Source organism: Mycobacterium sp. 141, from assembly GCF_000382405.1.
GTDB lineage: Bacteria > Actinomycetota > Actinomycetes > Mycobacteriales > Mycobacteriaceae > Mycobacterium.
The window spans coordinates 416,441-441,988 of the sequence record NZ_KB908255.1; the positions used below are offsets into that span (position 1 = coordinate 416,441).

Consider the following 25,548-nt stretch of genomic DNA (forward strand, 5'->3'; position numbering starts at 1 on the left):
CATGGCACACCTGCCAGCTACGGTCTTGGAACGGATCTTCGAGAAAGCCTGGGAGCGGCCCGAAGCCATTGCCTTACGTCGTTGCGACGGCACCGGCGTTCTGCGTTACACAGACCTGGTGGCCGAGATCGACAAACTTGCCGACGACCTCGAGTCACGGAATGTTTCGCCGGAGTCTCGGGTTTTCGTCCTCTCCGACAACGGACCCGAAACATATCTTGCGGTATTGGCCTGTGCCAAGATACGCGCTATCGCAGTCATCGTCGACGGGAACCTGCCACCGGCTGCCGTCAACAGATTCGCCGAGCTCACCGGTCCGGAGGCGATGCTGATCGCACCGCAGATCCGGCTTCAAACGTCGGATCTGTGCGAGACACTTCAGTCGATTCCCACCCGCACCGTTCAGATTCCCGCCGACACCACCGATTCCCCTCGTGACCTGATCTCAGAACAGCTCATCGCCCCCGCGGACGCTGGCGCCGACGATCCGCTGGCCATGATCTTCACGAGCGGTACCACAGGCACACCGAAAGCCGTGGTACTGCCCAACCGCTCCTTCTTCGCGATCGCCGATATCCTGCGGCAAGAGCAGTTGACCTGGGTCGACTGGGTGGATGGCGAGACCACATACTCGCCGCTGCCCGCGTCGCACATCGGTGGATTGTGGTGGATCCTGAACTGCCTTATGCACGGCGGATTGTGTGTCACCGGTGGTGAGAACACATCGTCCATCCTGAGCACCCTCGCGGTGAACGGCGTCGCTACGACATGTCTGGTGCCCACACTGTTGACCCGGCTGGTATCGGAGCTCCGGTCCACGGGAGGTTCCGTCCCGTCGTCACTGCGCCTGATCGGGTACGGCGGGTCCCGCGCGATCGCCTCAGACGTCGCCTTTGTCGAATCGGCAGGTGTTCGCACCGCGCAGGTTTACGGGCTGAGCGAAACAGGTTGTACGGCCCTGTGTCTGCCCAGCGGTGGGCTGTCGATCGCGAGAATCGAGGCCGGCGCGGTCGGCCGCCCCTATCCCGGGGTGCAAGTCCGGCTGGCCAACGAGGACGGCGGTGAGCCCGGTCGGATCGGAGCCGATTCGGCTTCGTTCGGAACCCTGTGGATCAAGTCGCCGGCAAATATGCTGGGGTACTGGAACGACCCGGACCGCACCGCGGAAGTGCTGGTCGACGGATGGGTGAACACCGGAGATCTCCTGGAACTGCGCCACGACGGCTTCTTCTATATCAAGGGCAGGTCGTCGGAGCTGATCATTTCAGGTGGGGTGAACATCGCGCCCGACGAGGTCGATCGAATTGCCGAAGATGTCGCGGGCGTCCGCGAAGCCGCATGTTTCGAGATCCCCGACGAGGAGTTCGGTGCACTGGTCGGACTGGCTGTAGTCGCATCGACACCGCTGAGTGAACCCGGATCGCGCAAGCTCAAACAAGACATCGCCGCGCGGTTCCGGCGGGAGTTCGAGACGATGGCTCGTCCGGCGGCGATCGTCGTCGTGCAGGACATCCCGCGAACCCCGTCCGGCAAGGTCGTGCGGTCGGCGCTGGCCGCGACTGGCGCCTTTGAATTCGGAGTCGAAGTGGGCGCCGGTGACTGAAACCCCGCGGGAGAGAATACTCGCGGCACTTGCCGAGGTGCTCTATGCGGACGAATCGGATCTCGTCGACGGCGAAGCCACCGATCTGCGAGACCTAGGGCTGGATTCGGTTCGATTCGTCCTTCTGATGAAGCATCTCGGCATCGACAGGGAATCTGACGTACCGAGGCGATTGGCCGACAACCTGTCGATCGCAGGTTGGGTCCGGGAACTGGAGTGTCCCGATGCCGTTACCTGAAAGTGCCAGCAGGCAACGTATTCCATTGAGTGCAGCGCAGCGCAATATCTATCACGGTGTGCTGCAGGCTGCTGATCCGGCGCTGTACTTGATCGGTAGACACTATCGGTTTCATCCGCTGCAGCCGTCGAGGTTCTTGGCGGCGCTGCACGCAATGATCCTGGCGAACCCCATTCAGTTGTGTGTTCTCGATATGGCGTCGGGAGCCGCCGGGTATCCAGACCTCGTGCCCCAGCTGCAGGTCGATGACATTGTGGGGGTGCGCGTGAACGGCGGCCGCCCGACCGGTGCGGCCGGCGAGCTCAGCGGCACGTGGGCGTCGGGGCTTTTCGGTAAGCCCCTGGTGCGCTACACGGTGTACCTCGACTCCGCGGGTCTGGTGAGCGGCCTCGGCGCCTATTCGCACCACATCGTGGTTGACGGCGGGGCGACGGGAATCCTCGAAGCTCACCTCGGGCGCCGCCTCGTAGCCGCGAACCGATGCGAGAATACCTGTGTCAGTGACGGATTGGACAAGGTTGCGGCGGCACATCGCCGAGAGGCGGGCCGCATTTCCGAATCGCTGGAGCGGCTCACGCCGCTCGTCGAGCGCGAACTCACCGCGGACGCCCGCGCGGCCGATCACGGACATGAATCCCACGTTGGGGCAATGGCGGCAATAGGGGTTCTCAACGAGTCCGCGGTGATCTCCGGCAGCGGGTTCGACGCAATTCTCGATTTGGCCGACCAAAAGCGCGTACCGCTCAACGTTCTGCTCGCCGCGGCGGCAACCGCCGTGGACGCAAGCATCCGGCAGAGCACGCAGGGTCTCCTGGTGCACGCTGTGGACAACCGGTTTGGCGATCCCGATCTCGACGTCGTGACATGCCTGGTCAACTCTGTTGCACAGCCGATTCGATTCGCACCGTTCGCGTCGGTCGCCGACGTGGTGCGCACGCTCGACCGGGGCTATGTCAACGCCGGTAGGCGCCGCTGGTTCCGCGAAGAGCTCTACCGCCGCAGGTATCTGGCAATCAACCGAACATCCGCCGTGGACGCCCTGACACTGAATTTTCTGCGTGAACCCTGTGCCCCGGAACTGCGCCCGTTCCTGTCCGATACGCCGGTCACGACTGATATCGGCCCGATCGAGGGCATGACGGTGGCGGCTGTGCTGGACCAGCAGAAGCGCACCCTCACCCTGAATATCTGGAACAAAGCCGGCCTCGGATCCGGGAGCCGCACCGAACACATCGGGGACCGAATCGCCGCTGTCCTGGCAGCCATGCCATCGATGTGGGAGCACCCCGTTGCGATGATCGTCGACGAATGGTCGGGGATAGCAGACGACGGTACGCGACGCCAGGCCGCCCCGACGTCGCCGCCGGAGAATCCTGCACCCGCCTGGTTTCTCGACGCCTCGTGGGACAGGCCGCGCTGTCTACAACAGCGGCGCCACGTATTGCCCTGGGTGAGTTGGCTCATCGGCATCGGGGCAGAACCGGGTGATGTCCTGGTACTCATCGACGACAACACGGACAAGACAGTCGATCTGCTGATCGCGGCGCACTTGGCCGGTTGCGGCTACAGTGTCTGCGACCGCACGGATCAAATGATCATCCGGGCCGAACGGATCGCCGAACTCGGCGTCTCGACACATATCGTCGACATCGGGTCGGCGACTGTCTCACGAGTCCTCGACGAGGGATGTCGGGATCTGCTCGAGGCACGTCTCGTACGGGTGGCGCAGGATCCGCACCTCGCCGCCAAGACCGCCTACGTCATGCCCACCTCCGGTTCGACGGGCGAACCCAAACTCATACCCGTCAGCCACAACTCGCTGGCGGTGTTCATCGCGGCGGTGGTACGCGCCTACGGTTGGGGCCCGAACGACACCGTTCTGCAGTGCGCACTGCTGACGTCGGACATCAGTGTCGAGGAGGTTTTCGGGGCCGCTCTGAGCGGGGCGACACTCATCCGCTCGACCGCCATGAAACGTGCGGACCTGCAGGCCCTCACCCGCGACCTGGTCACCCACCGGTCCACAATCGTCGATTTGCCGACGGCGGTGTGGCACCTGTTGTGCGACGACGACGAGGCGATCGAGGCGATCAGCCGCTCTCAGCTGCGCCAGATCGTCATCGGTGGAGAGGCGATCCGCCCCAGCACCGTCGCCAAGTGGGTCAATACCGATGCCGCGGAGAATATTTCGTTGATATCGAGCTACGGTCCGACAGAAACCACTGTCGTGGTCACCTACCTGCCGATCACTGGACACGGGCATGTTGTCGAGCCCGCCGCATGTCTGCGGCTGGGCCGGCCGATCATTCCGAACACTGTCGTTATCGCGTTCGGCGAGATCGTGGTCGTCGGGGAGATGGTGGCGGCGGGCTACCTCGGGCAGGCGGGGCCGAGTTTCGGGACGGTCGCGATGGTCGGCGGCGCTCAATACCGGGCTTTTGCGACCGGCGACCGGATAGCCGTCGACCAGGACGGCTATCCAGTCTTCTCCGGGCGTAAAGACGCCATCGTCAAAGTTTCCGGCATGCGGGTCGACACCGCCGAGATCACCGGACAGATCGTGGCGGACCCGGCGGTATCCGATGTCGCCGTCAAACTTCACAACGGCGGCTTGGGTGTATGGTTCGAGACCTCGCGCACCCGCCGCGGTGTCGACGACCCGGCCGTCGCCGCGCGGATCAGGAGCATCCTGGTGAGTGCCCGCGTGCCCTCGTTCTTCCTCCTCGGTGTAGAGGGCATCGCGCGGAAGCCGAACGGCAAGATCGACGTTGTCGGCCTGCCGGCGATTCCTGCGTCGCGGCAAGCCGGGTCGCCCCATACGGAACCTCCCGAGAAAGCGGCTGGCCTTGCCGCCATGTGGAGCCGGCAGCTCGACCGGGTGATCGCCCCGGAGGCGTCTCTGCTGCGGGAAGGTGTCGGTTCGTTGGATCTGATCCGAATCCTGCCCGATACCCGCAGATATCTTGGTCGACACATCTCCATCCTGGACGTGATCGGTGCCGACTCCGCTGCCAATCTTGTTGCCACGCCGATCATCGACACCTGGATGGACGCCGACACCGCGGCTGCGATCGACCGTGACTTCGCCGCACTGGCGACGCGCCGCGCGGACGATCCGGCGAATATACGGCGACCGGCGGCAGCCGGAAGTGCCGGGCCGATCCTCGTGCTGGGCGCGGCCGGGATTCTCGGCACCGGATTCGCAGCGGCCGTCCGGGATTTCGCGCAGGCAGGGGTCGACCTTCCCCCAGTGGTGCTGGCCATGAGGTCAATTCCACCTGCCCGAGGTGTCTGGACAGCGCTGAGTAACTTGCGCGGCGTTCGGATCGAGCACCTCGCGCCCAAGCTCGGTCCAGCGGAGTTGGCCACGCTCATCCGCGAGACCGGAGCCCGAACTCTGGTGAACTGCATCGGAAGCACCAATGTGCTTGTGCCGTACCGTGAATTGCGGCGGGCCAATGTGGAGCTGGTGGCAGCCATGGCCGAGGCGTGCGCGATCACCGGTACGAGGCTGGTGCACCTGTCGACATACGTCGTCAATGCGGAAGCCGCCGCGCCACAGGTGGTGGACCCACGCGAGGCGCCGTACCCGTACGCGGCTTCCAAGTCGCTCGCGGAGTTGGCGGTGGCTGGGGCTCCAGAAGAACTCGATTTCTCGATCGTGCGCTTACCCAGGGTACTTGGAGAACCCGAGCAGATACGTGAGTCCGCCGACATCCTGGTCTCGATCGTCGATGCGTGCCGGGCGCTGCGGGTCTATCCGATGGTGGAGCTGACCGAGGAAGTCACCACCGGCCGCGCCGCTGCGAGAAGCATCCTCCGCCGGCTGCCGGAGCTCGCCGGGCCCGCCGAGCTGGGACGCGGAATCGACGTGCTTCGTGGGGAAGCGGTCGGGTATCCGGAATTGCTCAGCACATTCGCCGACGACCCACTCGATGTCCTCGAGTGGAGACGGCTCTTGGATGAAAGCGATTGGGCAAGAAGGAATCCACGACGATGGTCGGTCATAGACGCGTGGATCGGGCTGGGAACGAAGCTCGGTGGGCGTTCATACGCGCGGTACCTGGCCGACTACCCGGCTCTCGCACTTGGCATTGAATCCGTGGCGGAGCTTGTCGCAATGCCTGCATCGGTGGACGGTCTGTTGGCCCACGGATGTTCGCCCTGACGAAACGCGTTGACCGAGAGCCGATGGTCGAGAACCTGACACGCACTTCCAACGATCCTCTGACCAGAACGACACAAGAAAGTGGGGAATGACCATGACAGACACAGCGACCCGCGAGAACGAGTCATCAGGTGTCAGACAGGTGCGGCTCGACGTGGCAGGCATGTCCTGCGGGGCATGCTCGCGGCGGGTCGAGAAGGCGCTGAACAACATCGACGGAGTACGCGCATCGGTCGATATCGGTACCAAGGTGGCCACCATCGACGTCGGCCACGAAATCAGTGTCTCCGACCTATGCGAGGTAGTTCGGCAGGCCGGTTACCTGGCCGAGGAGTGCCCGGCCGGCAGCATCGGTCCCGGTCAAGGCGGTGAAACGGGCCAGAGCCGGTCCTCAGGCGCCGCGAGGTTCATCGGCTGGCTGACGCTTGGGCATATGGGAGGTGCCGGCCGTGGGTAGTCCGCCCCCGGCCCGACTCCGCCGCTTACTGAGGCCGATTGGGGCGTAGCACTCATGCATGACCAGCGATAAGACAACCGAGTCGACGCGATGTGAGAATCCCGACTGTCGGTGCGAAAACTGCACTTGTGGGGACACCTGCAGCTGCGGTTCCGACCCTGCTGAGTTAATCGAGCGCACCGGCGCTCACGCTGCGGGCGGTGACGACAGCACGACTGGCGGACCGCAGTGGGTGACATCTGTCTGAGGCAGTACGCCCCTCTTTACCGTCCTCGGCGCTTGTTCCGAAGTCGCCGTTCCTGGCTTGTGGATGAAGTGCAGATTGGGGATAACCGACCGGGTGTGAGCGAGTTCTGTCGGACCCGGGGCGCACGGTGTGCGCATGACTTCAATGACTCGGACCGAGATCGGCGCGCTGGGTGAGCAATTGGCCGTTGAGCATCTGACAACTGTCGGGCTGCGGGTCTTAATTCGCAACTGGCGGTGTCGGTACGGCGAACTCGATGTGATCGTTGAGGATCCGGTCAGACGCACCGTGGTGTTCGTCGAGGTGAAGACCCGTACCGGAGATGGTTTCGGTGGACTGGCTGAGGCCGTGACGGCACAGAAGGTCCGCCGTATCCGCCGACTGGCCGCGTTGTGGCTTGCCGAACAGGACATCAGATGGGCTGAGGTGCGTATCGATGTGATCGGAGTGCGCATCGGCCGGCACCGGGAACCGGAGATCGTGCATCTGCAGGGGGTGGGTTGAAATGGGTTTGGGTAGAGCTTATTCGGTGGCAGTGCGCGGTCTGGACGGTGTGATCGTGGAGATCGAGGCCGATATCACCTCCGGTCTGCCCGGCGTGCATCTGGTCGGGCTACCCGATGCCGCCTTGCAGGAGTCGCGCGACCGGGTGCGCGCGGCCATCACCAATTGTGGCCACAGCTGGCCGATGTCGCGACTCACCTTGGCGCTCTCACCGGCGACGTTGCGCAAGGTCGGTTCGGCCTATGACCTAGCCCTGGCCAGCGCGGTGCTGTCGGCGCACACCAAGACCGCCTGGGCGAGGTTGGAGAAGACGGTGCTGCTGGGTGAGCTGGCACTCGACGGCAGGGTACGTCCGATTCACGGTGTCCTGCCTGCGGTGCTCGCAGCCAAGCAGGAGGGGTGGCCGACAGTGGTGGTGCCTGTCGACAACCTCGCAGAGGCCAGCTTGGTCGATGGAGTCGAGGTGTGGGGCGCGCACAGCCTGGGTCAGTTGACGGCGTGGTTCGAGAACAAGGTTGAACTGGAGAATCGGGTCACCGTCGGGAGAAGCGTTGTTGAACCAGCCGCTGACCTGGCCGATGTCGTCGGTCAAGCGCAAGCCCGCTACGCCGTCGAGGTCGCCGCGGCAGGCGCGCACCATTTAATGCTCACCGGACCGCCAGGTATCGGTAAAACCATGCTGGCACAACGGCTTCCCGGTCTGCTGCCGGCGCTGTCGCACAGCGAATCACTTGAGGTGACCGCGGTTCATTCCGTCGCCGGGTTGCTGGCCGGTGACACCCCGTTGATCACGCAGCCGCCGTTCGTCGCGCCGCACCACACCTCGAGTGTCGCTGCCCTCGTCGGCGGCGGCAGTGGCTTGGCGCGCCCCGGTGCCGTCAGCCGCGCCCACCGCGGTGTGCTGTTCCTCGATGAATTCGCCGAGATGGGCAGCAGCGCACTGGAAGCATTGCGAACACCGTTGGAGGACGGTGAGATCAGGCTGGCCCGGCGTGACGGGGTCGCTTGTTATCCGGCCCGTTTCCAGCTGGTCTTGGCCGCCAACCCATGTCCTTGCGCACCGCCCAACCCCGCCGACTGTATCTGCTCGGCACAGGCCCGGCTGCGGTATCGGGGCAAGCTGTCCGGGCCACTGGTGGACCGGGTGGATCTGCGGGTCGAGCTTCACCCCGTCAGCACGGGTGCCTTCGTGCCGGACGCAGGGGAGTCCAGCGCCACGGTGCGCCAACGGGTTGCGGCTGCACGGCTCGCCGCGGAGGAACGGTGGCGGCCCCACGGTATCCGGACCAACGCCGAGGTAAGCGGGCCACTGCTGCGACGTGAGTTCAGGTTGTCCAGGGCCACGATGGCGCCGCTGCAGAACTCGCTGGACCGTGGCGTGATCAGCATGCGAGGGGCGGACCGGTGTTTGCGGGTGGCGTGGACCTTGGCCGATCTGGCCGGGCGGACTACTCCCGCGGCCGCAGATGTGTCCACCGCATTGAGTTTCCGCCAATCCGGAGGTGTGCGATGACCGAGGAAGAGCGGCTGGCCTGGGCATACCTGTCACGTGTGGCCGAACCGCCGTGCCCTGAGCTGGCCGCGTTGGTGATGAAGTGCGGCCCGGTCGATGCGGCCGGGAAGGTGAAAATGGGAGATGTCGATACGTACCTGGCGCGCAGGACCGAGGCACGCCGCGAGTTGGATTGTGCCGTAGCCGATCTCGACATCCTGGACCGGATGGGTGGCCGACTGGTCACACCCAATGACAGCGAATGGCCGTTGTTGTCGTTCGTGGCGTTCAACGGGATTGACAACCGGCCGAACGGGCATCCGCCGTTGGTGCTGTGGGCGGTCGGGCCGGTACGCCTCGACGACGCTGCCGCGCGGGCCGTGGCCGTCGTGGGCACCCGCGCCGCCACCGCCTACGGTGAGCATGTATCGGCTGAACTGGCGGCAGGTCTGGTGGCACGGGACTTCGTGGTCGTCTCGGGCGGTGCTTACGGTATCGACGGAGCGGCGCATCGCGCCGCGCTGGCCTGTGAGGGGATCACCGTCGCGGTGGTGGCCGGCGGCATCGACAATCCTTATCCGGCCGGGCACAGCGCATTGTTCCGGCGGATTCGTGAGGAGTGTCTGCTCATCAGCGAGTACCCGCCTGGCACTGCGCCGGGGCGGTTACGCTTCCTCACCCGCAATCGTCTGGTCGCCGCGCTGTCGCAGGCGACAGTGGTTGTCGAGGCCGGTCTGCGCAGCGGTGCGGCCAATACCGCGTCGTGGGCCAAAGGGCTCGGGAGGCCGGTGTGTGCGGTACCGGGTCCGGTGACCTCGGCGGCCTCCGCGGGTTGTCATGCGCTGCTGCAGGGTGACGCCCGGCTGGTCGCCCGCGCTGACGATGTTGTCGAATTGGCTGGCCGCATCGGCGAATTTGCCGCTGATGAGCCGCACCCGGTCGGGCCGCTCGACGCGCTCGGCCCGGATGAGAAACGGGTATACGACGCGCTGCCCGCGCGTGGTGGTCACACCGTCGACGAGATCGCAGTGGCCGCCGGTATACCAGCGCACGAGGTGCTGGGCCCGCTGACCATGCTTGAGATCGCCGGGTTGGCGTCCGCGCAGGCCGGTTGTTGGCGTAGGCGCAGACCTCGGTAGACCCCAACTGCGCGGACCGGCTCCGTATAGTCGGTGAGGTCGGCTAACCATTGGCCACGACTGAATTTTGGAGGCGGTATGGCGGGACGTCCGGTCCACACGTTTGCGGTGGTGCGTCGTGAGCAGGTGACGCCGCACATGGTCAGGGTGGTACTCGGTGACGCCGGTCCAGGCACTGGGTTCGACACCTTCTCGCCGAATGAATTCACCGATGCCTACGTCAAAATCGTCGTCGTCCCCGACGGTGTAGATGTCGGCGCCTTGCCGCGGCGGAGGCTGACCCTCGACAGTTTTGCCGATCTGCCCGTAGAACAGCGGCCAGTTCTCCGGACCTACACCATCCGGTACGTCGACCCGCAGCGCCGCGAGATCGCCATCGACTTCGTCGTGCACGGAGATCAGGGTGTCGCTGCGCCATGGGCCGCCGCGGTCGTCCCGGGCCAACCCGCCTACCTGATGGGCCCGGGCGGTGCCTACGCACCGGACCCGGCGGCGGACTGGCACCTGCTGGCCGGTGATGAAGCCGCGCTCCCGGCGATCAGCGCGGCCTTGGAAGCCCTCCCCGCTGACGCGATCGGCAAGGCCTTCATCGAAGTCGCGGGACCCGACGACGAGGTGGCTCTGACCGCACCTGCGGGTGTCGAGGTGAGCTGGATCCACCGCGGTGGACGGGCCGACCTGGTCGGTGATGACCGGGCCGGTGACAATGCGCCGTTGATCGCCGCTGTCAAGGCCGCCCAGTGGCTGCCAGGCCAGGTACAGGTGTTCATCCACGGTGAGGCCCAGGCGGTCATGCACAACCTACGGCCCTACATCCGCAAGGAACGTGGCGTCGCCGCCAAATGGGCCGCGTCGATCTCGGGTTACTGGCGCCGCGGCCGCACCGAGGAAACGTTCCGGCAGTGGAAGGCCGAGCTGGCCGAAGCCGAGTCCGTCACCGCTGGCTGACGAAGAACTGGCAGGGTAGCCGTCATGGCATTCGGCGACTACCAACTCGAGATCTACCTCCAGGGCCTGGCTGGTGTTTTGCCAAGTCTGCCGATGGACTATGCGGGACTGGAAGCCAAGGCGCAGGCCGCCATGCCACCATCGGTGTGGTCCTATGTCGCCGGTGGGGCCGGTGACGAACGCACCCAACGGGTCAACCGCACAGCGTTCGATCGGTGGGGCCTGATGCCGCGCATGTTCAATGCGCACAAGGATCGCGACCTGAGCATCGAACTGTTCGGCCTCAAGCTGTCGTCACCGGTATTCATGGCCCCGATCGGGGTGCTCGGCATCAGCAGTCAGGATGGACACGGCGACCTCGCCGCTGCCCGCGCAGCCGCGAAAATCGGTGTTCCGTTGATGCTTTCGACCCTGTCCGAGGACCCGATGGAAGATGTCGCCCTTGAATTCGGCGACACCCCAGGCTTTTTCCAGCTCTACACTCCGACCGACAAGGAGTTGGCGGCCAGTCTGGTGCAGCGCGCCGAGGCCGCGGGGTTCAAGGCCATCGTCGTCACGCTCGACACGTGGGTGCCGGGGTGGCGCCCACGCGACCTGGCTACGTCGAACTTTCCGCAACTGCGTGGGAAGTGCCTGGCCAACTACACTAGTGATCCCGTGTTCCGCGCTGGGCTGGCCCAGCCGCCCGAACAGAACCCGCAGGCCACAGTGCTGCGCTGGGCGAGTGTGTTCGGGAATCCCCTGACCTGGGACGACCTGCCGTGGTTGAGGTCGTTGACCACACTGCCGCTCATCGTCAAGGGCATCTGCCACCCGGACGACGCCCGGCGGGCCAAGGACGGGGGAGTGGACGCCGTTTACTGTTCCAACCACGGTGGACGCCAGGCCAATGGTGGCCTCCCTGCGATCGACTGTTTGCCGGGGGTGGTTGAGGCCGCCGAGGGGTTGCCGGTGTTGTTCGACTCGGGTATCCGCAACGGCGCCGACATCGTCAAGGCGCTTGCGCTCGGTGCCACCGCGGTCGGTGTCGGCCGGCCTTACGTGTACGGGTTGGCGATCGGTGGCGCGGACGGCGTCGTGCACGTTTTGCGTTCGCTGCTCGCCGAAGCCGATCTGATCATGGGCGTCGACGGGTATCCCACACTGGCCGATCTCACGCCCGACGCATTGCGTCGAGTTGACTAACACCGTCTCCTGATCGCCGTGGGGAGGGGGCCGACAGATGCTGGATCCAATTTTCATTCATGGAGTATTTTCCTTCATGCCTGCAGGAATGCGCCGTGAGCGGGCCGCTCATGTGGGGCCCGAGCGGCGCCGGGCTCGCTACGAGATGAAGCCGTGATGATGACAGGCGGCGCGTCGGGTGCGTGGCTGTCGGGCGTCTGCCACGGTAGGACCGTGGACACCGGCGGGCGGGAGTGCAGCGACCCGGGGATCAGGCCTGTACTCGACGGGTTCGATGAGTATCTCGCGCTGCAGCGAGGCCGGTCCGAACACACCCGCCGGGCCTACCTGGGCGACCTGCGGTCATTGTTCGACTACACCGGCGGCGGGCTGGAGACCCTGACCCTGCCGACGCTGCGGTCGTGGCTGGCCGCCCAGGCCGGCGCGGGGGCGGCGCGCACCACCCTGGCCCGCCGCACGTCGTCGGTCAAAACGTTCACCGCCTGGGCCTGCCGGCGCGGACTCATGGCCAATGATCCGGCCGCGCGGCTGCAAACCCCCAGATCGCGTCGCACCCTGCCCGCGGTACTGCGCCAGGATCAGGCCCTCGACGCCATGTCTGCGCTGAATTCTGGTGCACAGCAAGGAGATCCGTTAGCACTGCGGGACCGCTTGATCGTCGAGATGCTCTACGCCACCGGTATCCGGGTCAGTGAGTTGTGCGGGCTGGACATCGATGACGTCGACCATCCGCGGCAGGTTGTGCGGGTTCTGGGCAAGGGCAACAAGCAGCGCACCGTACCGTTCGGTGCACCTGCCCAGCGAGCGTTGACCGCATGGCTCTCCGACGGGCGGCCCGCACTGGCCACAGCTGACTCTGGTCCGGCGTTGTTACTCGGAGCGCGCGGTGGACGACTCGACCCGCGTCAGGCCCGCACTGTGGTGCACCAGACCATGGCAGCGGTCGATGGCGCGCCCGACATCGGTCCGCACGGCCTGCGGCACAGTGCGGCCACTCACCTGCTGGAGGGCGGTGCCGATCTGCGCGTCGTGCAGGAGTTGCTCGGCCACTCCACGCTGGCGACCACGCAGCTCTACACCCATGTCACCGTGGCACGGTTGCGCGCGGTGCACGACCAGGCGCATCCGCGAGCTTGACGCGCCGAGCGGGAGAAAAGTGCACGGGCCGACACGCACGACCGTCGGGTTCAGCACGACCGGCCGGACGCTAACGCAACAGCTTGATGACCTCCGCCAGATGCGGCAGTGCTGAGGCGCGGCCCGGCCACGCGTCGAATACGGTCCAGTAGCTGATGCCGAACCGGCGCTGCCGGTCAACGAGGGCTTCGGCCATCTGCTCGTAGCTGCCGAGCAGCGCGAACGGGGATTCCACCAGCAGGTTCGCCGATACTCCGAGCGGACCGGCCAGTTCGGCGGCGGTTGCGGCCCGATTCTCGGTATGCACGACGAACTGCAGCAGCGCGTTGAGTTCGATGGCTTCGAAACGGTCACGCGCGGCGTCTCGCACCACGCTGATCCGGTCCGCCAGGCCGGTGGGATCGAAATGGGTCAGCCGTACTTCAGTGGCGGCACTGTTGTGGCTGAAACCGGCGAGTCCGGCGATGTCGGCGACCCGCCCGGCAAGCTGCAGCACCCGGGTGCCGTTGCCGCCGATGAGCAGCGGAACCGGCACGCCCGGTGGCGCAACGAGTTGGCCGGCCGGGGCCCGCACACAGTAGTGGGAGCCGTCGACATCCACGGCCTCGCCGGACAGCAGCGGACGGATCACCTCGACGGATTCGATCAACCGATCCACCCGGGTGGCGCCGGGATCGAATCTCAGCCCGGCCGCGTCATATTCGGATTTCATATGGCCGGCCCCGAGCCCCAACTCGAAGCGGCCGCCGGACAGCGCCGCCAGCGTTACTGCCTCGCGCGCGGTGTCTACCGGGTGGCGTAGATCGTTGTTGAGCACGAGCGTGCCGGTATGCAATGACGAGGTCGCAGCGCGCACGCCGTCGCGGCGCCGGCGAACGGAGCCAGCGAGGCCGTCAGATGGTCGGGGATGGTCAGCACGTCGAACCCCGATTGTTCGACGGTGACGGCGAATTCGGTGAAGTCCGAGCTGCGGGGCAGGGCGGTGTGCAGACCGAATCGCATCGGTCGGTTGCGATGAGCCACCGCCGCAGTCATGGTTCTGACAATAGGCCGCTCCGATCGCGGCGGTGAGTGTGCGCAAACTGCTGACATTCGTCGGTGTGCCGGGCAGCAGACGCGCACGCTCGCGTTAGGGGGCGAGCGGCTTGAGTCGAATTGGGGTTTCCGCCAGCAGCCCCAGCGGATCGATGTAGTCGGCTCGCGCTGCCGGACCCCACATCGCACCCCAATGCAGGCATGCGGCGACCGGACACCCGGGATGGCCCGCGGCCAGCTCGCCGAGTAGCTGCCCGGAGGTCACGAGTTGTCCCACCCGCACGGCGGCCTGCACCGGCTCGTAACTGGTGTGCAGTCCACCCGGATGAGCGATGGACACCACGGGACGCCCGGCGAGCATCCCGGCGAAGATCACGGTGCCCGCGCCGGCCGCGTAGATGGATTGCCCAGCTGTCCCGGCCAGATCGACGCCCCGGTGGCCGCGGCTCCAGTTCGGCGACGGCGCGTCGAACCCACGGGTGACCATCGGCCGCGGTGTCACGGGCCACTGCAGCCGTCCGTCGTCGGCTCGTGCGGTAACCGGCCAGATCAGCGTGGCGACCGTCAGGACGAGAGCCAGCGTCTTCATCCGATCAGTTCAGCGCGGCCGCGTTCCGGTGGAAAGTCTGAAGTCGCGGGGCTGTGGATAACCTCGGGACGGGGCGCGGTGTGACGGTGGACGCCGTCCGCGCGTGGACAAAGCACGCCACGTCGGCGTGTAAGCTTCTACCCGCAGCTCGCCGAGCGGGCTGACTTCGCGTGTTCGCGCCACGATCGCCCCAGTGGGGAATCGTAACCGGATGCCGGCGGTCCTGACCTGGGATTCCAGGGCGGGTCCGGCAACCAGCGGACACCAGGGCCCGGCATCACCGATATCGGGCGACAACCGACAATAAGAGGACATCGGCTCACTATGGCTGTTGTAACCATGAAGCAGCTGCTTGACAGCGGCGCCCACTTCGGGCATCAGACGCGGCGCTGGAACCCCAAGATGAAGCGGTTCATCTTCACCGACCGCAACGGCATCTACATCATCGACCTGCAGCAGACGCTGACCTACATCGACAAGGCGTACGAGTTCGTCAAGGAAACCGTGGCCCACGGTGGCAGCGTGCTGTTCGTCGGCACCAAGAAGCAGGCGCAGGAATCCATCGCCGATGAGGCCACCCGCGTCGGCATGCCGTACGTGAACCAGCGCTGGCTGGGCGGCATGCTCACCAACTTCTCCACCGTGCACAAGCGCCTGCAGCGCCTCAAGGAGCTCGAGGCCATGGAGCAGACCGGTGGCTTCGAGGGTCGCACCAAGAAGGAAATCCTCATGCTCACGCGTGAGAAGAACAAGCTTGAGCGCAGCCTCGGTGGTATTCGGGACATGCAGAAGGTGCCGTCGGCGATCTGGGTCGTCGACACCAACAAGGAGCACCTGGCGGTCAACGAGGCCATCAAGCTGGGCATTCCGGTCATCGCGATCCTCGACACCAACTGCGACCCCGACCAGGTCAACTACCCGATCCCGGGCAACGACGACGCGATCCGCTCAGCAGCGCTGCTGACCAAGGTGATCGCCTCCGCCGTGGCCGAGGGTCTGCAGGCCCGCGCCGGCCAGGGTGGGGCCAAGCAGGACGCCGAAGGTGCCGAGCCGCTTGCCGAGTGGGAGCAGGAGCTGCTCGCCGGGGCGGCCGCGACACCTGCCGAGGGCGGTGCCGAAGGTGCTCCCGCAGCTGAATCATCCACTGACGCTTCCTGATTTTTTTCGGTCCAAGGAGGACTGCCTACATGGCTAATTACACCGCTGCCGACGTCAAGCGGCTTCGGGAGCTGACCGGTGCCGGCATGCTCGACTCCAAGAACGCGCTGGTCGAGTCCGAGGGCGATTTCGACAAGGCCGTCGAGCTGCTGCGCATCAAGGGTGCCAAGGACGTCGGTAAGCGCGCCGAGCGCGCGACGGCCGAGGGCCTCGTCGCCGCCAAGGACGGCGCCCTGATCGAGCTCAACTCCGAGACCGACTTCGTCGCCAAGAACGCCGAGTTCCAGGCGCTGGCTGATCTGGTCGTCGCGGCTGCCGCCGCCTCGAAGGCCGCCGATGTCGAGGCGCTCAAGGCCGCACCGGCCGGCGACACGACCGTCGAACAGGCCATCGCGGACCTGTCGGCCAAGATCGGCGAGAAGCTCGAGCTGCGCCGGGTCGCCTACTTCGACGGCACCGTCGAGCCCTACCTGCACAAGCGTGCGGCCGACCTGCCGCCCGCCGTCGGTGTGCTGGTGGAGTTCGAATCCGGTGGCAACGGAAAAGGCACAGAGGCCGCCCATGCGGTCGCGTTGCAGATCGCTGCGCTGAAGGCCCGCTACCTCACCCGTGAGGACGTGCCGGAGGACCTGGTGACCAACGAGCGCCGCATCGCCGAGGAGACCGCTCGCAACGAGGGCAAGCCCGAGCAGGCGCTGCCCAAGATCGTCGAGGGTCGCGTCACGGGCTTCTACAAGGACGTCGTGCTGCTGGATCAGCCGTCGGTGTCCGACAACAAGAAGACCGTCAAGGCTCTGCTCGACGAGGCCGGCGTGACCGTGACCCGGTTCGCCCGCTTCGAGGTCGGCCAGGCCTAGCTGATAATCGCGCTCATGGGCTGGCGGTACCACTTGGTACCGTCGGCCCATGAGTCGTATTAGCGCCTTTGGCGATGACGCCCTCGGCGAGTATGACGCCGTCGGACTCGTCGAGGAGTTGCGGGCCGGTCGGGTATCGGCCGACGAACTCGTCGAGGCCGCCATCGCCCGCGTGGGGGCCGTCAATCCCGCCCTGAACGGTCTGGCGTTCGAAGCGTTCGACCGCGCCCGTACCCGGGTGGCCGCGCCCAGCCGCTACGGCGGCTACTTCGACGGCGTGCCGAGCTTCATCAAAGACAACGTCGCCGTCGAGGGCATGCCCACCATGCAGGGCACCGACGCGTGGGAACCCCGCCCGCAGAGCACCAATGGTGATTTTGCGCGTGCCTACCTCGCGACAGGTCTTGTGCCGCTGGGCAAGACGCAATTGTCCGAGTTCGGCTTCAGCGCGTCAGCCGAGCATCCGCGGCTGGGGCCGGTTCGCAACCCATGGAATCCCGACTACACCGCCGGTGCGTCCTCGGCGGGCGCGGCCGCCTTCGTCGCGGCCGGGGTGGTACCCATTGCGCACGCCAACGACGGCGGCGGCTCGATCCGGATTCCGGCCGCTTGCAACGGATTGGTGGGGCTCAAACCGTCCCGCGGCAGGTTGCCCCAGGACGCCGAATTCCGGCAGATGCCGCTGCGGATCGTCGCCGACGGCGTCGAAACCCGTTCGGTGCGTGACACCGCGGCGTTCTACCGGGAGATGGAGCGGGTGTACCGCAGCCCGAAGCTGCCACCGATCGGGGACGTCAGCCGTCCCGGCAAGCAGCGGCTGCGCATCGCGGTCTGCACACAGTCCGTCGTTCGCGACGCCAGCCCGGAGATGCGCGAGCACACCCTCGAGACGGCGGCGTTGCTGGAAGAACTCGGCCACCGGGTCACCCAGATCGGCAATCCGGTGCCGGTGCAGTTCAAAGACGACTTTCTCTTGTACTGGGCGTTTTTGGCGTATGCGTTGGTGCGCGGTGGGGAACGGGCCTTCGGCCCGAGCTTCAACCGTGACCGGCTCGACAACCTGACCCGCGGGCTCGAGACTCTGGCTGGCAGCCATCTGTACAAACTGCCGGTTGCCATCACCAGGCTGGCGCGCTCGCACAGGATCACCGAGCGGCTCTCGAACAGTTACGACGTGGTCCTCATGCCGACCCTGGCGGAGACCACGCTGCCGATCGGGCAGCTCGACCCGACCGCCGACTACGAACAGATCGTCGAGCGACTCATCGACTGGGTGGCATTCACGCCATTGCAGAATGCGACCGGTGATCCGGCCATCTCGCTGCCGCTGGTGCAGACCGCCGACGGAATGCCGGTCGGCATGATGTTCTCGGCCACCCTCGGCCGCGAGGCACGCTTGCTGGAGTTGGCCTATGAGCTGGAAGAAGCGCGTCCGTGGCGCCGCATCCAGGACGCGAAGCCTCGCAAACGCGCCCGAAAAACCATGAGATAGCGGCTATTACGCGCCAGGAAGACGCGCCGACAAGTTCGTCGTGCTAATCGACGGCGCGTGCGAGCAGGTGTTTGAGCTCGTGGAGTTCCTCGGCGCTGAGATTGGCCAGCGCTGCCACGTCCGCGGCGTGGACCACGTCCTCGGCCCGTTTGAGCAGGGCCGAGCCGGCGGGTGACAGTTCGGCAGGCAGGGCGCGTCCAGAGGGCACGCTCGCGGGTCTGCGCACCACGCCCCGGTCTTGTAGGCCGCGCAGCACGTTGTTCATCGCCTGCGGCGAGACGTTGATATGGCGGGCCAGCTCGGCGTTGGACTGCCCGGGGGCCGTCGACAGCACCCGCAAACAGACGAATTCGGGCAGGGTCAATCCCAGCGGTTGGAGCCGTGCGGCCACGATCGGCTGCAGCACCGCAGTGACGCGGTAGATCAGGAAACCGAGCGGCTGGTCGGCCAGGATGTCACCCATGTCAACCATATTGACACATATCAACGTGGTTGATATACCGGACCTATGACCACACCTCAGGAAGTACACGAAGTATTCGAATCGGCATATCGCGGCGAGGCTCCCGAGTTCGCCGGCGTCCGGCCGCCGTGGAGTATCGGTGAGCCGCAGCCGGAAATCGCGGCACTGATCGCCGAGGGCAAGTTCCACGGCGATGTTCTCGACGCCGGCTGCGGGGAGGCGGCGACCGCGCTCTACCTTGCCGAACAGGGCTTTACCACCGTCGGCTTGGACCTGTCGCCCACAGCCATCGAACTGGCCCGGTCCGAGGCCGCCAAACGTGGACTGGCCGACGCCAGCTTCGAGGTCGCCGACATCAGCTCATTCACGGGCTACGACGGCCGATTCGGCACCATCGTCGACAGCACGCTGTTCCATTCGATGCCCGTCGAGCTGCGCGAGGGCTACCAACAGTCGATCGTGCGCGCCGCCGCGCCCGGCGCGTCGTACTTCGTGCTCGTATTCGACAAGGCATCCATGGGCGATACCGGCCCGGCCTACCCCGTCACCGAGGACGAGCTGCGTGAGGTGGTCGGCAAGTACTGGGTGATCGACGACGTCCGCCCTGCCCGCATCCACGCCAACGTGCCGGCGGCGATGGCCAACTTCGCCGATTTCGCCGGCACCGACATCCGCGACGAAGGCGGTGACCGCAAGTCCGTGGCCGCCTGGCTGTTGCAGGCGCACCTGGACTAACCGGTCGGTCGGCGACACACGAGCCCGGGCGTTCCCTGTCACTTCGCTGGTCTGGGAACAACCCGGGCTTCGCGCGCTGCCCGCGATAGGGCAGGATGGGGTTGCCGTCCTGGGGTATCCCCGGATGGCTCTCTGATGCGAGGAGTGCCGAGGAAACCAATGGCGGATCCGAATATCGCCGGCCAGGCCGCAGCACCAATTCGCCCCCTCTATACGCGGGTTCTGCTCAAGCTCGGTGGTGAGATGTTCGGCGGCGGCCAGGTGGGCCTTGACCCCGATGTCGTGCACCAGGTGGCCCGCCAGATCGCCGAGATCGTTCGCGCCGGCGCCCAGGTCGCGGTCGTCATCGGTGGGGGCAATTTCTTCCGCGGCGCCCAGCTGCAGCAGCGCGGTATGGAGCGCACCCGCTCGGACTACATGGGCATGCTCGGCACTGTGATGAACAGCCTTGCCCTGCAGGACTTCCTGGAGAAGGAAGGCATCGACACCCGCGTGCAGACGGCCATCACGATGGGTCAGGTCGCCGAGCCCTACATCCCGCTGCGCGCCGTGCGGCACCTGGAGAAGGGCCGTGTGGTCATCTTCGGCGCCGGCATGGGCCTGCCGTACTTCTCCACCGACACCACCGCTGCCCAGCGCGCGCTGGAGATCGGCGCTGAAGTGGTGCTGATGGCCAAGGCGGTCGACGGTGTCTACACCGACGATCCGCGCACCAACCCGGACGCCGAGCTCATCACCGCCATCAGCCATCGTGAGGTCATCGACCGCGGTCTCAAGGTCGCCGATGCGACGGCGTTCAGCCTCTGCATGGACAACGGAATGCCGATTCTCGTGTTCAACCTCCTCACCGACGGCAATATTGCTCGAGCGGTCGCGGGTGAGAAGATCGGAACACTGGTCACCACCTGAGGGTGCGACAGGGACGGGAGAACCCAACGTGATCGACGAGACTCTCTTCGATGCCGAAGAGAAGATGGAAAAGGCCGTCACCGTGGCCCGCGACGATTTGGCGTCGATTCGCACGGGTCGGGCCAACCCCGGCATGTTCTCCCGCATCAACATCGATTACTACGGTGCGATGACCCCGATCACGCAGCTGTCGAGCATCAACGTGCCCGAGGCGCGGCTCGTCGTCATCAAGCCCTACGAGACATCTCAGCTCAGGCCGATCGAAGACGCCATCCGCAACTCCGACCTCGGCGTCAACCCCAGCAACGACGGCAACGTCATCCGCATCTCCGTCCCTCAGCTGACCGAAGAGCGCCGTCGGGACCTGGTCAAACAGGCCAAGTCGAAGGGCGAGGATGCCAAGGTGTCGGTGCGCAACATCCGGCGTAAGGCGATGGAAGAGCTCGGCCGCATCAAGAAGGACGGCGAAGCCGGTGAGGACGAGGTAGCGCGCGCCGAGAAGGATCTCGACAAGTCGACGCACACCTACACCGCTCAGATCGACGACCTGGTCAAGCACAAAGAAGGCGAACTGCTGGAGGTCTAGTGACCAATCAGCAGGCAAGTTCAGTGGCAAACACACCGGCTTCCGAGCCGACGAACGAGGCCGTGAAAAAGACGGGACGCGCCGGGCGCAACTTGCCGGCAGCAATCGCCGTCGGCGCCGGGCTCGGCGGCTCGGTCATCGCCATACTGCTGTTCGCGCCCAAGGTCTGGGTCGGCGTCGTTGCAGTGGCTATGGCGGTGGCCACCCACGAGGTGGTGCGCCGACTGCGGGAGGGCGGCTACTCGGTGCCGATCGTGCCGCTGCTGATCGGTGGGCAGGCCATGATCTGGCTGACCTGGCCGTTCGGCCCGGCCGGCGCGCTGGGCGGGTTCGGCGGCACGGTGGTGCTGTGCCTGATCTGGCGACTGCTGTCCGGTGGCCTGTCGGCAGCGCCGGTCAACTACACCCGTGACGTCTCGGTCACCATCTTCCTGGCCGCCTGGATACCTTTGTTCGGCGCGTTCGGCGTGCTGCTGATCTACCCGCCCGACGGTGCGGGCCGGGTGTTCTGTTTGATGCTCGGTGTGGTGGCCTCTGACGTAGGCGGCTACACGGCCGGGGTGTTGTTCGGAAAGCACCCCATGGTGCCGGCGATCAGCCCGAAGAAGTCCTGGGAGGGCCTCGCCGGCTCACTGGTGCTCGGCGTCGTCGTGTCGGTGCTGGCCGTGCGGTTCCTGCTCGACAAGCCGGCCTGGGTGGGTGTGCCGCTCGGCATAATGCTCGTCGTCACCGGCACGCTGGGCGACCTGGTCGAATCCCAAGTCAAACGCGACCTGGGGATCAAAGACATGGGCACGCTGCTGCCCGGCCACGGGGGCCTGATGGACCGCATCGACTCAGTGCTGCCCTCAGCCGTCGCCACCTGGATCGTGTTGACGCTGCTCGCCTGAACCCCGGGTTCCTTCGCTGCAGCCCACCGAACCGGAACGCCAGTACCGCGATCGGTGTGACGGACTGCGGTGCTCGTCCAAATCAATTTCGGCCACGTTGAGATGAGATACTGACAAAACATCATGTCCCGATCCCTGCCCCTGGTTTTCGATGCACCGCGACGCGCCATGCCGCCGCGGCATCTCGCCGACCTCGACGAGGAGGGTCGTGCGACCGCGGTCGCCGAGCTGGGGCTGCCGAAATTCCGGGCAAAACAGCTGGCCAACCAGTACTACGGCCGGCTCATCGCCGACCCTCAGCAGATGACCGACCTGCCCGCCGCCGTGCGCGATCAGGTGGCCGAGGCGCTGTTCCCGACTCTCATCGACCCGGTGAAGCAGATCCAGTGCGACGCGGGGGAGACCCGCAAGACACTGTGGCGCGCGGGTGACGGCACGACGTTCGAGTCGGTGTTGATGCGTTACCCGCAGCGCAACACCGTGTGCATCTCGTCACAGGCCGGGTGCGGGATGGCCTGCCCGTTCTGCGCGACGGGGCAGGGCGGCCTCAAGCGCAACCTCTCGACCGCCGAGATCCTCGAACAGGTGCGCGCCGCGTCGTCGGCCATGCGTGACGAACACTTCGGTGGAACTGCCGGCGGTGGCCGCCTGTCCAACATCGTGTTCATGGGCATGGGGGAGCCGCTCGCCAACTACAACCGGGTGCTGGCCGCTGTGCGGCGCATCATCGCACCGCCGCCCAACGGTTTCGGCATCAGCGCGCGGTCAGTGACGGTGTCGACGGTGGGGCTCGCGCCGGCCATTCGGAAGCTGGCCGACGAGCGCCTGGGCGTCACGCTGGCGGTGTCTCTACACACTCCTGACGACGAGTTGCGTGACACGTTGGTGCCGGTGAACAACCGGTGGAGTGTCGATGAAGTTCTTGAGGCCGCACGCTATTACGCCGATGTCACCGGTCGGCGGGTTTCCATCGAGTACGCGCTGATCCGTGATATCAATGACCAGCCTTGGCGCGCAGATCTCCTGGGTCAGAAGCTGCACAGCAAGCTCGGTCCTTTGGTGCACGTGAACCTCATCCCGCTCAATCCCACGCCGGGCAGCAAGTGGGACGCCAGCCCCAAGCCGGTCGAACGGGAATTCGTCAAACGTGTTCAGGCCAAGGGTGTGTCGTGCACGGTGCGCGATACCCGCGGCCAAGAGATCGCGGCTGCCTGCGGTCAGCTCGCCGCCGAGGGCTGAATTACTCGTGTCACGCTGGAGTGACCATCGGCCGCGAGAGCCACTCTGGCGTGACAAAGCGGGGTGGTGGGTCCGGTGCGGGACGAAAGCCGATGTGCGAGCGGGGCGCCTGCGGCGCAACACTAGTTCGCGTCGGGAAGCTTGATTCCGACGGCCTGGCGCAGCTGCGTGAGGAACTGATCGTCGTCGTCGCTGCGCACGATGTAGTGCGACACCGCCAGCCGGGTCACGATCGCGGCCTTGACCGCGGCATTGGGGCCGGACAGCAGCTTCTGTAGGCGGTCCCGCATCACCGGGACGACCTGTGCCATTTGCGCGATCACGACCTCAGGTTCGATGTCGACCAACCGCACCCCCGAATAGGACTGTTGGAAGGAGACGATGAATCGCAAAGCCGCGTCCAGCTTTTCGGTTCCGCGCAGCCCGACGATGGCACGCCCGACACCGGAATCGAACATATCCCGCTCGAATTGCCCGAAGGCGTCGAGCAATTCCTGTTTATCGGCAAACCAGCGGTACAGCGTTGGACGCGACACCCCGGCCTGCAGAGCAACCTCGGACAGGCTGAGCTTGGTCTGCCCGCTGCGGGCGAGCACCTCGGCCGTCGCCGCCAGGATCCGGTGGCGCGTCGAAGTATCCTCGACATCCCGCTGAGCGGGCACTGGTTCATTCACATCCAAGCCTCGGTCGACAATGGGTTTCCCAAATCGTAGGGCCATCACAGCGATTTCCTCAGCATTGCCACAGCTATCCGGACGCAAGCGTAGAGCAGCGGCGGCCTTGCGGGCCGCTCGGTGCTGAGCGTCGACCGTATGAGGGCCGAATACTATTGTGTCGCTGGAACTTTGTATGGTGCGCTTCGTGCTGCACCAACTCGGAGTCCCGGTTCTGAGCGGGTGGGAGACACGCGGTCGGCTCGCTCGCACCGAGGCCCAGATGATCTGTGGCAGCGCTGAATTGCTTACGCACGCGGTATGGTCCGGTACCCCGTCGACGGCCTTGGTGGTCCAGAAGGTGGCTCCGCCACCAGCTCGGCCCGGTGCTGCAAAATGTGTAAATGACAGCCCGGGGATGTCAGCCATGCACCCCGGGCTATCGGGCCTCAGCCGGTGACTTGCTGAAACTTGCCGAGGACGGTCACGCCGCAGTCGGAGACGACGAATCCGCGGGCACGGTCGTCATCTTTGTCGACACCAATCTTGACCCCCGGGGGTATCACGACGCCCTTGTCGAGGATGGCGTTGCGCACCACGGCCCCCGCCCCGATGACCGTGTTGTCCATGATCACCGAGCGTTCGACGCTGGCGTATTCCTCGACGCGTACCCCGGGGGACAGCACCGACTCACGCACCAGTGCACCCGAGACGATGACGCCGTTGGAGACGACGCTGTTGATGGCGCGACCCACGCGGCCGTCGTCCTCGTGGACGAATTTGGCTGGGGGGTGGGGTGGAATGTGAGTGAGGATCGGCCATTTGCTGTTGTACAGGTTGAAGACCGGCACAACGGCGCACAGGTCCATGTGGGCGTCGTAGTAGGAGTCCAAGGTTCCGACGTCGCGCCAGTAGCCGGTATCGTTGGGTGCGGCGCCGGGTACCTCGTTGCTCTGGAAGTCGTAGACCTGAGCGAGGCCCCGCTCGACCATCATCGGCATGATGTTGCCGCCCATGTCGTGCTTGCTGGCGGCGTCGTTGGCATCAGCGCGCAGCGCCTCGAGTAGCACGTCGGTGGAGAACAGATAATTGCCCATGGAGACGAAGGTTTCGTCGGGGGCGCCGGGCAACCCCGGTGGGTCGGACGGCTTCTCCAGGAACGCCTCGACTGTGCGGCCGTCGGCGGCAGTCTTGATGACGCCGAAGGCGCTGGCTTCGCTGCGGGGCACACGAATGCCGGCGACGGTGGCGCCTGCCCCGGTGTCGAGGTGCTGGGCGATCATCTGGCGCGGGTCCATGCGGTAGACGTGGTCGGCGCCGAAAACGATGACCAGGTCCGGTTTTTCGTCGTAGATGAGGTTCAGCGACTGGTAGATCGCGTTGGCCGAACCCGTGTACCACTGCGGGCCGAGGCGTTGTTGGGCGGGCACCGGGGTCACGTAGTTGCCGAGCATGCTGCTCATCCGCCAGGTCGTGGTGATGTGGCGGTCAAGACTGTGGCTCTTGTACTGGGTGAGGACCGCGATGCGGAGTATCCCGGCGTTGACCAGGTTCGACAAGGCGAAGTCGATCAATCGGTACAGTCCGCCGAACGGAACCGCTGGTTTGGCCCGGTCGAGGGTCAGTGGTGAGAGACGTTTGCCTTCACCGCCGGCCAGGACGATGCCGAGAACTTTTGGATCGGCCATCTTCAGTACTCCTCTAGCGAGCAATAGAGCGCACATCAGCGCGGGTTTCAGGTTCGATCGCCAATTCGTCTGGACACTAAATCGTAAATGCGTCAACTCCGCACATGTGCGGTCTCCGCGAAATCAACACGATGGG

Annotated in this window: 22 protein-coding genes and 1 pseudogene; 18 read left to right on the forward strand and 5 right to left on the reverse strand. The window is 65.6% G+C overall.

All coding sequences use genetic code 11. The annotated features are described in order from the left end of the window. Nucleotide 1 precedes the first annotated feature (1 nt). The 10 genes from fadD10 (at nt 2) to H276_RS0102165 (ending at nt 13,118) form a co-directional block, all read left to right on the forward strand. Nucleotides 2-1,603, forward strand: a complete 1,602-nt coding sequence (gene fadD10 / locus H276_RS22435; RefSeq protein ID WP_036460415.1) for a fatty acid--CoA ligase FadD10 — start codon at nt 2-4, stop codon at nt 1,601-1,603. Further along, nucleotides 1,596-1,841: an acyl carrier protein gene (locus H276_RS0102125; protein ID WP_019969657.1), complete on the forward strand. Its 246-nt coding sequence runs from the start codon at nt 1,596-1,598 to the stop codon at nt 1,839-1,841. Before fadD10 ends, H276_RS0102125 begins: the two co-directional genes overlap by 8 nt. After that, the gene (locus tag H276_RS0102130; protein ID WP_026356489.1) at nt 1,828-6,009 is read left to right on the forward strand and encodes an AMP-binding protein; all 4,182 of its coding nucleotides are present in this window, start codon (nt 1,828-1,830) and stop codon (nt 6,007-6,009) included. The genes H276_RS0102125 and H276_RS0102130 overlap by 14 nt, the downstream gene beginning before the upstream one ends. 94 nt (nt 6,010-6,103) lie before the next feature. Next, complete coding sequence (locus H276_RS22440) at nt 6,104-6,466, forward strand: heavy-metal-associated domain-containing protein (RefSeq protein ID WP_231376579.1); 363 nt, start codon at nt 6,104-6,106, stop codon at nt 6,464-6,466. Between the two features lie 382 nt (nt 6,467-6,848). Continuing rightward, nucleotides 6,849-7,217, forward strand: a complete 369-nt coding sequence (locus H276_RS0102140; protein ID WP_026356490.1) for a YraN family protein — start codon at nt 6,849-6,851, stop codon at nt 7,215-7,217. 1 nt (nt 7,218) lies between these two features. Beyond that, nucleotides 7,219-8,730: a YifB family Mg chelatase-like AAA ATPase gene (locus tag H276_RS0102145; RefSeq protein WP_026356491.1), complete on the forward strand. Its 1,512-nt coding sequence runs from the start codon at nt 7,219-7,221 to the stop codon at nt 8,728-8,730. Next, on the forward strand, nt 8,727-9,848 hold the full coding sequence (gene dprA / locus H276_RS0102150) for a DNA-processing protein DprA (protein WP_019969662.1): 1,122 nt from the start codon (nt 8,727-8,729) through the stop codon (nt 9,846-9,848). Before H276_RS0102145 ends, dprA begins: the two co-directional genes overlap by 4 nt. 78 nt (nt 9,849-9,926) lie before the next feature. Then, entirely contained in the window at nt 9,927-10,796 is an 870-nt protein-coding gene (locus tag H276_RS0102155) for a siderophore-interacting protein (RefSeq protein ID WP_019969663.1), read from the forward strand. Nucleotides 10,797-10,820: 24 nt separating this feature from the next. Continuing rightward, nucleotides 10,821-11,981 carry an alpha-hydroxy-acid oxidizing protein gene (locus H276_RS0102160; protein WP_019969664.1) on the forward strand — a complete coding sequence of 387 codons (1,161 nt, stop codon included), beginning with the start codon at nt 10,821-10,823 and terminating at the stop codon, nt 11,979-11,981. A 249-nt stretch (nt 11,982-12,230) separates the two neighbouring features. Further along, nucleotides 12,231-13,118, forward strand: a complete 888-nt coding sequence (locus H276_RS0102165) for a tyrosine recombinase XerC (protein ID WP_026356492.1) — start codon at nt 12,231-12,233, stop codon at nt 13,116-13,118. 70 nt (nt 13,119-13,188) lie between these two features. Here the strand turns inward: H276_RS0102165 and H276_RS22445 are convergent. Together H276_RS22445 and H276_RS0102175 are read right to left on the reverse strand one after the other, a co-directional pair. Then, nucleotides 13,189-14,153, reverse strand: a pseudogene (locus H276_RS22445) (TIGR03621 family F420-dependent LLM class oxidoreductase). A gap of 94 nt (nt 14,154-14,247) precedes the next feature. Further along, the gene (locus H276_RS0102175; RefSeq protein WP_019969666.1) at nt 14,248-14,742 is read right to left on the reverse strand and encodes a M23 family metallopeptidase; all 495 of its coding nucleotides are present in this window, start codon (nt 14,740-14,742) and stop codon (nt 14,248-14,250) included. 324 nt (nt 14,743-15,066) lie between these two features. Here H276_RS0102175 and rpsB point away from each other — a divergent pair, with 324 nt between their 5' ends. From rpsB to H276_RS0102190, 3 genes are read left to right on the forward strand one after another with little or no spacing between them, the layout of a single operon-like run. Continuing rightward, nucleotides 15,067-15,900, forward strand: a complete 834-nt coding sequence (gene rpsB / locus H276_RS0102180; protein ID WP_019969667.1) for a 30S ribosomal protein S2 — start codon at nt 15,067-15,069, stop codon at nt 15,898-15,900. A gap of 29 nt (nt 15,901-15,929) precedes the next feature. Beyond that, the gene (gene tsf / locus H276_RS0102185; RefSeq protein ID WP_019969668.1) at nt 15,930-16,757 is read left to right on the forward strand and encodes a translation elongation factor Ts; all 828 of its coding nucleotides are present in this window, start codon (nt 15,930-15,932) and stop codon (nt 16,755-16,757) included. Between the two features lie 49 nt (nt 16,758-16,806). Next, on the forward strand, nt 16,807-18,249 hold the full coding sequence (locus H276_RS0102190) for an amidase (RefSeq protein ID WP_019969669.1): 1,443 nt from the start codon (nt 16,807-16,809) through the stop codon (nt 18,247-18,249). Nucleotides 18,250-18,292: 43 nt separating this feature from the next. Here H276_RS0102190 and H276_RS0102195 read toward each other — a convergent pair whose 3' ends face one another. Continuing rightward, nucleotides 18,293-18,721, reverse strand: coding sequence for a MarR family transcriptional regulator (locus H276_RS0102195; RefSeq protein ID WP_019969670.1), 429 nt, complete (start codon nt 18,719-18,721; stop codon nt 18,293-18,295). Between the two features lie 36 nt (nt 18,722-18,757). Here H276_RS0102195 and H276_RS0102200 point away from each other — a divergent pair, with 36 nt between their 5' ends. From H276_RS0102200 to rlmN, 5 genes are all read left to right on the forward strand, one after another. Beyond that, a complete protein-coding gene (locus H276_RS0102200) occupies nt 18,758-19,447 on the forward strand; it encodes a class I SAM-dependent methyltransferase (protein WP_019969671.1) in 690 nt (229 codons plus the stop codon). Nucleotides 19,448-19,606: 159 nt separating this feature from the next. Further along, entirely contained in the window at nt 19,607-20,356 is a 750-nt protein-coding gene (gene pyrH / locus H276_RS0102205) for a UMP kinase (RefSeq protein ID WP_019969672.1), read from the forward strand. Between the two features lie 28 nt (nt 20,357-20,384). Further along, the gene (frr, locus tag H276_RS0102210; protein WP_019969673.1) at nt 20,385-20,942 is read left to right on the forward strand and encodes a ribosome recycling factor; all 558 of its coding nucleotides are present in this window, start codon (nt 20,385-20,387) and stop codon (nt 20,940-20,942) included. Continuing rightward, a complete protein-coding gene (locus H276_RS0102215; protein WP_019969674.1) occupies nt 20,942-21,832 on the forward strand; it encodes a phosphatidate cytidylyltransferase in 891 nt (296 codons plus the stop codon). The genes frr and H276_RS0102215 overlap by 1 nt, the downstream gene beginning before the upstream one ends. Nucleotides 21,833-21,955: 123 nt before the next feature. Then, nucleotides 21,956-23,071 carry a 23S rRNA (adenine(2503)-C(2))-methyltransferase RlmN gene (rlmN, locus tag H276_RS0102220; RefSeq protein WP_036460418.1) on the forward strand — a complete coding sequence of 372 codons (1,116 nt, stop codon included), beginning with the start codon at nt 21,956-21,958 and terminating at the stop codon, nt 23,069-23,071. 122 nt (nt 23,072-23,193) lie between these two features. On the opposite strand, the gene H276_RS0102225 is transcribed toward rlmN, so the two are convergent. Both H276_RS0102225 and glgC read right to left on the reverse strand, forming a co-directional pair. Further along, on the reverse strand, nt 23,194-23,745 hold the full coding sequence (locus H276_RS0102225) for a TetR/AcrR family transcriptional regulator (protein ID WP_026356495.1): 552 nt from the start codon (nt 23,743-23,745) through the stop codon (nt 23,194-23,196). 428 nt (nt 23,746-24,173) lie between these two features. Beyond that, nucleotides 24,174-25,412, reverse strand: a complete 1,239-nt coding sequence (gene glgC / locus H276_RS0102230; protein WP_019969677.1) for a glucose-1-phosphate adenylyltransferase — start codon at nt 25,410-25,412, stop codon at nt 24,174-24,176. Between the last annotated feature and the right edge of the window lie 136 nt (nt 25,413-25,548).